At 65.8% G+C, this 8,100-nt stretch carries 9 protein-coding genes and 1 pseudogene; 2 read left to right on the top strand and 8 right to left on the bottom strand.

Annotated elements, in window-relative coordinates; all coding sequences use genetic code 11:
• Nucleotides 1–127 (top strand): annotated as a pseudogene (locus G3O06_RS50115) (LysR family transcriptional regulator); the annotation flags it as partial.
• A 112-nt stretch (nucleotides 128–239) separates the two neighbouring features.
• On the top strand, nucleotides 240–782 hold the full coding sequence (locus G3O06_RS45195) for a response regulator transcription factor (protein ID WP_011353543.1): 543 nt from the start codon (nucleotides 240–242) through the stop codon (nucleotides 780–782).
• 13 nt (nucleotides 783–795) lie between these two features.
• Here G3O06_RS45195 and G3O06_RS45190 read toward each other — a convergent pair whose 3' ends face one another.
• The 8 genes from G3O06_RS45190 to G3O06_RS49460 all read right to left on the bottom strand — a co-directional run.
• Nucleotides 796–1,158 (bottom strand): hypothetical protein, encoded by a 363-nt coding sequence (locus tag G3O06_RS45190; RefSeq protein WP_205819955.1) that lies wholly within the window; start codon nucleotides 1,156–1,158, stop codon nucleotides 796–798.
• A 178-nt stretch (nucleotides 1,159–1,336) separates the two neighbouring features.
• Nucleotides 1,337–2,680 carry an ATP-dependent protease ATPase subunit HslU gene (hslU, locus tag G3O06_RS45185; protein WP_205819954.1) on the bottom strand — a complete coding sequence of 448 codons (1,344 nt, stop codon included), beginning with the start codon at nucleotides 2,678–2,680 and terminating at the stop codon, nucleotides 1,337–1,339.
• 10 nt (nucleotides 2,681–2,690) lie between these two features.
• Nucleotides 2,691–3,227: an ATP-dependent protease subunit HslV gene (gene hslV / locus G3O06_RS45180; protein ID WP_021156275.1), complete on the bottom strand. Its 537-nt coding sequence runs from the start codon at nucleotides 3,225–3,227 to the stop codon at nucleotides 2,691–2,693.
• Nucleotides 3,228–3,463: 236 nt separating this feature from the next.
• The gene (dksA, locus tag G3O06_RS45175; protein WP_006477498.1) at nucleotides 3,464–3,880 is read right to left on the bottom strand and encodes an RNA polymerase-binding protein DksA; all 417 of its coding nucleotides are present in this window, start codon (nucleotides 3,878–3,880) and stop codon (nucleotides 3,464–3,466) included.
• 496 nt (nucleotides 3,881–4,376) lie between these two features.
• Nucleotides 4,377–5,456, bottom strand: a complete 1,080-nt coding sequence (locus G3O06_RS45170; RefSeq protein WP_205819953.1) for a GTP-binding protein — start codon at nucleotides 5,454–5,456, stop codon at nucleotides 4,377–4,379.
• A 199-nt stretch (nucleotides 5,457–5,655) separates the two neighbouring features.
• A complete protein-coding gene (locus G3O06_RS45165; protein WP_069249126.1) occupies nucleotides 5,656–6,870 on the bottom strand; it encodes a class I SAM-dependent rRNA methyltransferase in 1,215 nt (404 codons plus the stop codon).
• Nucleotides 6,871–6,946: 76 nt separating this feature from the next.
• Nucleotides 6,947–7,867 (bottom strand): tyrosine recombinase XerC, encoded by a 921-nt coding sequence (xerC, locus tag G3O06_RS45160; protein ID WP_174916618.1) that lies wholly within the window; start codon nucleotides 7,865–7,867, stop codon nucleotides 6,947–6,949.
• A 14-nt stretch (nucleotides 7,868–7,881) separates the two neighbouring features.
• The coding region (locus tag G3O06_RS49460) for a gamma-glutamyltransferase (protein WP_241020570.1) at nucleotides 7,882–8,100 on the bottom strand (219 nt) is incomplete at its 5' end.

Below are 8,100 nucleotides of genomic sequence, written 5' to 3'. Positions count from 1 at the left end.
CGGTGCGGCGCCGTCGTATCTCGCCCGCTACGGGATGCCGAAGACGCTCGACGACCTGAAAGACCACCGGACGATCGCGTATTCACGTTCGGGCGTGGTTCAACCGTGGGATTTGCGCGCGCCGGACAGCCGCCCGGCCGGCACGACCGCTGCGCGCGGCACACGGGCCGTGCTGCGGCTGCCGGCCGTGCGCGTCGCGGCGTCGGCCGCCTCAACCAACACGTAGACGGAGAAACCACATGAGCGAGAACAATTTCCTGGTAATCGACGACAACGAGGTGTTCGCGGGCACGCTCGCGCGCGGCCTCGAGCGCCGCGGTTACGCGGTCCAGCAGGCGCACGACAAGGAGTCGGCGCTGCGGCTCGCCGCGGGCGGCAAGTTCCAGTTCATCACCGTCGACCTGCATCTCGGCGAGGATTCGGGCCTGAGCCTGATCGCGCCGCTGTGCGACCTGCAGCCCGACGCGCGAATTCTCGTGCTGACCGGCTACGCGAGCATCGCGACCGCCGTGCAGGCGGTGAAGGAAGGCGCCGACAACTATCTCGCGAAACCCGCGAACGTCGAGTCGATCCTGGCCGCGCTGCAGACCAACGCGACCGAAGTGCAGGCTGACGAAGCGCTCGAGAATCCGGTCGTGCTGTCGGTCGACCGGCTCGAATGGGAACACATCCAGCGCGTGCTGGCCGAGAACAACAACAATATTTCGGCGACGGCGCGCGCGCTGAACATGCATCGCCGCACGCTGCAGCGCAAGCTCGCGAAGAAGCCGGTGCGGCAGTAAGCGGGGGGGCGCGTCAGCCAGGCGAGCTTGACGCCCGCGACAGGCAGGCGACGATCTCGCGCTTCAGCAGGAGCGTGATCAGCGCCGAGTAGGCGATATTCGCGAGAAACGGCGCGAACCCGCCGATCACGATCGGAACGGCCATCGGCCACGGCGTTGCCGATACGCCACTCGCGATGGACTGGATGCCGACGCTGATCGCGACGCTGGCGAGTGCGATACCCGCCAGCGTGCCCAGCCACGCGAGTGCAAACGCGACGTTGTAGCGCCGCAGCGATTCCCGCCTGATCCGGCGCATGAGCGACAGGATGTCGGCGCGCGTGAGTGTGAGCAGGGCCGGCACGAATCGGCCGGCGATGGACGGGTAGATGGTCATTCGAATGCGGTGACGAATGCGTCTGTCCGTAGTCTGAGGAATCCAGATTATAGGGATGCACCAGCGCGCCTGCCATCAGCCGTGTTCCACGGGCAGGCACGTGTGCCATATCGCATCGCCATGAAAAAACGGGCGACCCCGGAAGGGGCCGCCCGTTTTTCGTCGGACGCCGCGCGCGTTACAGCACGTAGCGCGATAGGTCTTCGTCCTGAGACACTTCGCCGAGCGCGCGATCGACATACTTCGCATCGATCGTCACGCGCTCGCCCGCATGGTTGCCGGCCGAGAACGACACGTCCTCGAGCAGTTTCTCGATCACCGTGTACAGCCGGCGCGCACCGATGTTCTCGGTCTTCTCGTTGACCGAGAACGCGATCTCCGCGAGACGGCGGATGCCGTCCTCGGCGAATTCGAGCTGCACGTCTTCGGTCGCGAGCAGCGCCTGGTACTGCTTGACGAGGCTTGCGTCGGTGGCGACGAGGATCGCTTCGAAATCGTTCACCGACAGCGAGTCGAGCTCGACGCGGATCGGGAAGCGGCCCTGCAGTTCGGGAATCAGGTCGCTCGGCTTCGCGAGGTGGAACGCGCCGCTCGCGATGAACAGGATGTGATCGGTCTTCACCATCCCGTACTTCGTGTTGACCGTCGTGCCTTCGACGAGCGGCAGCAGGTCGCGCTGCACACCCTGGCGCGACACTTCGCCGCCGCTGCCTTCGTTGTTGCGCGACGTGATCTTGTCGATCTCGTCGAGGAACACGATGCCGTTCTGCTCGACGTTCTGCACGGCCTTCGTCTTCACTTCCTCATCGTTCAGCATCTTCGCCGCTTCCTCGTCGGTCAGCAGCTTCAGCGCTTCCTTGATCTTCACCTTGCGGCGCTGCTTCTTGCCGCTGCCGAGGTTCGAGAACATCGAGCGGATCTGCTCGGTCATCTCTTCCATCCCCGGCGGCGCCATGATGTCCATGCCGGCCGACGGCTGCTCGAGGTCGAGCTCGACTTCCTTGTCGTCGAGCTGGCCTTCGCGCAGGCGCTTGCGGAACGTCTGGCGCGTCGCGTTGTTGTCGTCGTTCGCGTGTTCGGCGTTGCCGCCGAAGCCCACCGCGCGCGGCTGCGGCAGCAGGATGTCGAGGATGCGGTCTTCCGCCTGGTCGGTCGCCTTGCTGCGCACCTTGCGCATCTCGGCTTCGCGCGTCTGCTTGACCGAGATCTCGATCAGGTCGCGCACGATGCTGTCGACGTCACGGCCGACGTAGCCGACTTCGGTGAACTTGGTCGCTTCGATCTTGACGAACGGCGCGTCGGCGAGCTTCGCGAGGCGGCGTGCGATTTCGGTCTTGCCGACACCCGTCGGCCCGATCATCAGGATGTTCTTCGGCGTGATTTCCTGGCGCAGCGGGTCAGCGACCTGCTGGCGGCGCCAGCGGTTGCGCAGCGCGACCGCGACGGCCTTCTTCGCCTTCGCCTGGCCGATGATGTGCTTGTCGAGTTCCGAGACGATCTCGGCAGGGGTCATGGTGCTCATGGTGCGGTCCTTACTCGATCGTTTCGATGATGCGGTTGTGGTTCGTATAGATGCACATGTCACCGGCGATCTTGAGCGACTTCTCGACGATCTCGCGCGGCGACAGCTCGGTGTTCTCCGCGAGCGCCCGGGCTGCTGCCTGCGCATACGCACCGCCCGAGCCGATCGCGCAGATGCCTTCTTCGGGGTCGAGTACGTCGCCGTTGCCGGTGATGACGAGCGTGGTGGTGGCGTCGGCCGTGATCAGCATCGCCTCGAGGCGGCGCAGCATCCGGTCGGTGCGCCAGTCCTTCGCGAGCTCGACGGCCGCGCGGGTCAGGTTGCCCTGGTGCTTCTCGAGCTTCGCCTCAAAGCGATCGAGCAGCGAGAACGCATCGGCGGTGCCGCCCGCGAATCCGACCAGCACCTGGTTGTTGTAGATCCGCCGCACTTTCCGCGCGCCACCCTTCATGACGATGTTGCCGAGGGTTACCTGGCCGTCGCCGCCGAGCGCGACCTTGTCGCCGCGCCGGACCGAAACGATGGTCGTGCCGTGAAATTGCTCCATCTGCGTTCCTTGAGAAAAACGGGGAAGAGTCGGGGGGCGCGAGGCGCCGCCGCGTAACTCGCAGTGCGCCGGGAAGCGGCCCGGCGCGCGTCCGTTTCATTTTAGGGCGGGCGCCGGGATATCAAGAGGCGGGGTGGGCAAATCGACGGACCGGGAACCGGTGCCGCAAAAACAAAAAGCGCGCGGCAGGCCGCGCGCTTTCGGGAAGCAGCGTGTCTGAGCGGAACGCCGCTCGATCAGTCGCCGAACAGCTTCTGGCGCAACTCGCGGCGCTCCTGCGCCTCGAGCGACAGCGTGGCGGTCGGACGCGCGAGCAGGCGCGGAATGCCGATCGGCTCGCCGGTTTCCTCGCACCAGCCGTAATCGCCGGAATCGATGCGGGCGAGCGACTGCTGAACCTTCTTGAGGAGCTTGCGTTCGCGATCGCGCGTACGCAGCTCGAGCGCGTGCTCTTCCTCGATCGTCGCGCGATCGGCGGGATCGGGCACGATCACCGTCTCGCGCAGGTTCTCGGTCGTCTGGCCTGCATTCTTGAGGATGTCCGCCTGCAACTGTTCGAGCCGATTTTTGAAGAAGGCGAGCTGATCCTCATTCATGTAATCCTTGTCGCTCATCTTCAGGATTTCGGCTTCGGTCAAGAGTTTCTTCGTCATCTGCTTGCTTCTTCAATGTGCGGCAAATCGAGAGATATTGCCTGCACTTTGGGATTACCCGCAACCGCGCTTGCAATCATTTGCGATTTGCCGCCGCGGGGCCGAAAGCCTCTGGAAAACCGGTTCTCAAATACCAGGATAGGCCTGGCGCGAAGTTGCGCGCGCTGCGAACCGGTGTGCTGCGCGGCACATCGCATCGGCCGCGGCCGGGAGGCGGATTGGCGATCCGGCGCGGTTGCGATGCCCGGAAAACTGGTTCAGCAAGAACCGGGCCTGTTTGTTGCCGTACTCCAGCGGGCACGTATTGTAACTGAATCGCAAGCGGGCGCCGTATCGGGTCGATCCCCGTCGGCTGCGCCAATATCTAGAAAATATAACGCGCAAATCGCGAAAAAGCGATGACGGCGAAACCCTGCCCGAAAAGGGCGCTCCGCGGCCGCCGCAGCCGCCTGCGAGGCGGCCGCGCGGCGGCGTGTGCGGCGCTTGCCTGCGGGCGTCAGGCGAGGCAGGCGTCGAGGCCGTCGGTGATCAGGTCCTGCGGCAGATCGACGCCGATGAACACCATCTTGTTCGTCTTCTTCTCGACCGGCAGCCACTTCGACGCGAGGTCGCTGCCCATCATCTGGTGCACGCCCTGGAACACGACCTTGCGGTCGACGCCCTTCATGTACAGCACGCCCTTGTAGCGCAGCATCCGCTCGCCATAGATCTGCAGGATGCCGCCGAGGAAGTCTTCCAGCTTGTTCGGGTCGAACGGGCGGTCGTTGCGGTACACGAACGACTTGATCTTGTCGTCGTGGTGCGCGTGGTGGTGATGGTGGTGGCCGTGGTCGTGATCGTGCGCGCATTGACCGTGATCGTGGTCGCAATTGGCGTGATCGTGATCATGGTCGTGATCGTGGTGGTGATGCGCGTGGTCGTCCTCGGCGAGGAAGTCGGGGTCGATCTCGAGCTTCGCGTTCAGGTTGAAGCCGCGCAGGTCGAAGATTTCCTTGATCTCCGCTTCACCGAAGTTCACGACCTTGATTACCGCCTTCGGGTTCATGTGCATCAGGCGATGCTTGAGGCCGGCCACCGTCTGGTCGTCGACCAGATCCGACTTCGTGATGAACAGGCGATCGGCGAAGCCGACCTGGCGCTGCACGACTTCGTGCTCGTCGAGCTGCGCGTTCGCGTGCTTCGCGTCGACCAGCGTGATGACCGCGTCGAGCAGGAAATCGTCGGCGATTTCGCTGTCGATGAAGAAGGTTTGCGCGACCGGGCCCGGGTTCGCGAGGCCGGTCGTTTCGATCACGATGCGGTCGAAGTCGAGCTTGCCTTCGCGCTTCTTCGCGGCGAGATCGCCGAGCGTGCGCGCGAGGTCGCCGCGGATCGTGCAGCAGATGCAGCCGTTGCTCATCTGGATGATCTGCTCGTTCGAATCCTGGATGAGGATTTCGTTGTCGATGTTTTCTTCGCCGAACTCGTTCTCGATCACGGCGATCTTCATGCCGTGCTGTTCGTTCAGGATGCGCTTGAGCAGCGTCGTCTTGCCGCTGCCGAGGAAGCCGGTGAGGATGGTGACGGGAGTGGCCATGTCAATCGCCTGTGGTTCGTGAATCGGGGTCAAAACCAGGATGTGCGTTGCGCCCGGGGCTTTGCCAGCCGGGGCGCACAACCATCCATTGAAACATACCTGTCAAGCCCTCGCCCGTCGTCCGAACGACAGGCGGGAGCGCGGATCCGCCGGGCGCAAGGCGCGGCCGGCGGACGGTTACGCGCGTAGATCGGGGCGATCAGACGATTTGCAACAGCAGGCCCTTCAGATATTCGCCTTCCGGGAATGCGGCGAGCAGCGGGTGGTCGACGCCCGCGCCGAGGCGCTTCAGGATGCGCGCATCGACCTTCGCGTCGGCGGCCGCGCCCGCGACGATCTTCTGGAACAGGTCCATGTCGATCGCGCCCGAGCACGAGTACGTGAACAGCAGGCCGCCCGGACGCAGCAGCTTGAAGCCGCTCAGGTTGATGTCCTTGTACGCGCGCGCCGCGCGATCGACGCTGTCGCGGGTCGGCGCGAACTTCGGCGGATCGAGCACGATCAGGTCGAAACGCTCGCCTTCGTCGACGAGGCGGCGCAGCGTCTTGAAGGCGTCGGCGTCGAGCCAGGTCGCGCGTTCGGCGTCGAAGCCGTTGGCGACGACGTTCTGCTGCGCGAGCGCGAGCGCATCGCCCGACGAGTCGATCGACACGACACGCTTCGCGCCGCCCTTGAGCGCCGCGAGCGAGAAGCCGCCCGTGTAGCAGAAACAGTTCAGCACGTCGCGATCGGCCGCGTACTGCGCAACCAGCGCGCGGTTGTCGCGCTGGTCGACGTAGAAGCCCGTCTTGTGGCCGTTCGGTACGTCGACGTGATAACGCACGCCGTTTTCGTTCGAGATCAGCGTCGCGGGCGGTGCGTCGCCGGCCAGCACGCCGGTCGTCTGTTCGAGCCCTTCCTTGTCGCGGATCGATACGTCCGAGCGCTCGTACACGTTCGGGCAGTCCGTGGCGCCGACGAGCGCCTTCACGATCGCGTCCTTCCAGGCCTCGACGCCCGCGGCCATGAACTGGCAGACGAGCTGGCCGCGCGGCGCGGCGCCGGCTTCGGCGGTGTCCGCGACGTAGTAGTCGACGATCAGCCCCGGCAGCCCGTCGGCTTCGCCGAACACGAGCCGCACCGCGCCCGTGCCCGACACCATCGTCGTGCGGTGCGCGACCGCGCGCTGCACGCGGCGCTTGAAGAACGCGTGGTCGATCGGCTCGTTCTCGTCGAAGCTCCACACGCGCACGCGGATCTGCGACTGCGGGCTGTACGCGCCGCGCGCGAGGAAGCGGCCGTCGTGCGCACGCACGATCACGGTCGCGCCGGGCGCGGGCTTGCCGTCGACGCGGTCGATCGCATTGGCGTAGATCCACGGATGGCGGCGCAGCAGCGATTTTTCCTTGGACGGCTTGAGGGTGACGGTTTGCATGATGAGATCGAAATGGGCCGTGCGCGACGCCGGCCGTGGCCGGTCGCCGCGCGAGGCGGGTAACACGGGAAGCGCGTCAGTCGCGCTTCTTCGCGCGCGGATGCGCGCTGTCGTAAATCTTCGCGAGATGCTGGAAGTCGAGCGACGTATAGACCTGCGTCGCGGAGACGCTCGCGTGGCCGAGCAGTTCCTGCACCGCGCGCAGGTCGCCGCTCGACTGCAGCACGTGCGTCGCGAACGAGTGGCGCAGTACGTGCGGATGGACGTTGGCGGGGATGCCCGCGGTGAGCGCCGCGCGCTTCACGCGCTCGCGCACGACGCCCGGCGACATCCGGTTGCCGCGCACGGACACGAACAGCGGATGCGGATCGTGCTTCACGAATTCGCCGCGCACCGCGAGCCACGCGTTCAGCGCATCGATCGCCTTGCGGCCGACCGGCACCTTGCGCTCCTTGTTGCCCTTGCCGCGCACGGTGACTTCGGCTTCGGCGAGGTCGAGCCAGCCGGCCGAGCGGTAACCGTCGGCCTGCGTGTACATGACGTCGAGCCCGATCAGCTCGGCGAGGCGCAACCCCGACGAATAGAACAGCTCGAGGATCGCGTGATCACGGATGCCTTCGGTCGTGTTGGCGAGCGGCGCGTCCATCAATGCCGATGCGTCGTCGACCGACAGCGCCTTCGGCAAGGTCTTCGCACGTTTCGGCGCGCGTACCGCGGCGACCGGGTTCGCGGGCATCTCGATGCGCTGCGCGAGCCAGCGGTAGAACGCGCGCCACGCGGACAGCCGGTGCGAGATCGACCGGGCGGACAGCCCGCCCGAATGTGCGCGGGCGACCGCGCCGCGCATGTCGGCGGCCGTCAGCGCTTCGAGCGGCCGGCCGTTCGCGAGCTTCTTCAGCTCGTCGAGTTCGTGCGTGTATCCGCGCAGCGTGTGTTCCGACAGCTGCCTGACGTGCTTCAGGTTCGACAGGTAGGCGGCGATCGGATCGTCTGTCATCGCGTGCGGAAGGGTCAGTGCGGCAGCAGGCGCGTGAGCGCGGCGCTCGCAAGCGTCGCGATCTGCGCGAGGAAGTCGGTGGCCATCCCGTCGTGGAAGCGGCGCGGGTCGAGGCCGGCGACCGTGCCCGGCACGCCGACCGCACGATAGCCGTACAGACTGTCGTCGGGAATGACGTTGCCCTTCGCATCGAGATACATATTCGCGGAGGCCGCAGCCGGCGCGGTTTCGCG

The organism is Burkholderia sp. Ac-20345 (assembly GCF_017104825.1).
Lineage (GTDB): Bacteria > Pseudomonadota > Gammaproteobacteria > Burkholderiales > Burkholderiaceae > Burkholderia > Burkholderia lata_B.
This window is presented reverse-complemented; position numbering and strand designations above follow the sequence as displayed.